1 protein-coding gene is annotated in these 653 nt (G+C 70.3%); it reads right to left on the bottom strand.

Going from position 1 to position 653, the window contains the following annotated elements:
- Nucleotides 1-140: 140 nt before the first annotated feature.
- The coding region (locus tag JNK74_29160) for a DUF1295 domain-containing protein (protein MBL7650248.1) at nucleotides 141-653 on the bottom strand (513 nt) is incomplete at its 5' end.

The following is a 653-nucleotide window of genomic DNA, read 5'->3' as shown; positions in this document are numbered from 1 at the left end:
CGAGCACGGCGCGGGCGTGGTGCGGATCAACTCGAGGATGGCGCCGGCATGGGCCGCCTCGTCGGGGTCCGGGAACATTCCGGCGACCCGTTCGAAACCGTCCAACAGCTCGTGGAGACTCCGAGCCCGATCGTCGACGATCATGGCTTCGGGGGGCGCGGGAGGAAGGCGCTGGTCCGGCGGACGTACTCCCGGTACTGCGGCTTGGTGTCGACCAGCTTCTTCTCGAGCAAGGCCACGCCCGACACCTTGAGCAGGAGCAGGGTCATGACCACCGGGCTCGCCAGGGTAAGGGCGGCCCCCGCGGCGGTCGCCACGAGGTAGAGGCCCCACCAGACGGCCGCGTCGCCGAAGTAGTTCGGGTGGCGGGTGTAGCGCCAGACGCCGGTATCGAGGACCTTGCCCCGGTTGGCGGGGTCGGCCCGGAACCGGGCCAGGTCCCAGTCGCCCCGAGCTTCGAAGTAGAACCCGACTGCCCAGACCGCCACGCCGAGCCAGACCAGGGGCATGGAAACGGGGCCAGTCGACCGAAGCCCGATCAGGAGCGGGAGGGAGACGAACCACAGGATCGTCGCCTGGAGCCAGTGCACGGTCACCAGGTTGACCCAGGGCCACCGGGGCCCCCCACGAGCCCGCATGGCGCGGTAGCGGTA

The sequence above is a fragment of the Candidatus Hydrogenedentota bacterium genome (assembly GCA_016791475.1).
Lineage (GTDB): Bacteria > Hydrogenedentota > Hydrogenedentia > Hydrogenedentales > JAEUWI01 > JAEUWI01.
This window is presented reverse-complemented; position numbering and strand designations above follow the sequence as displayed.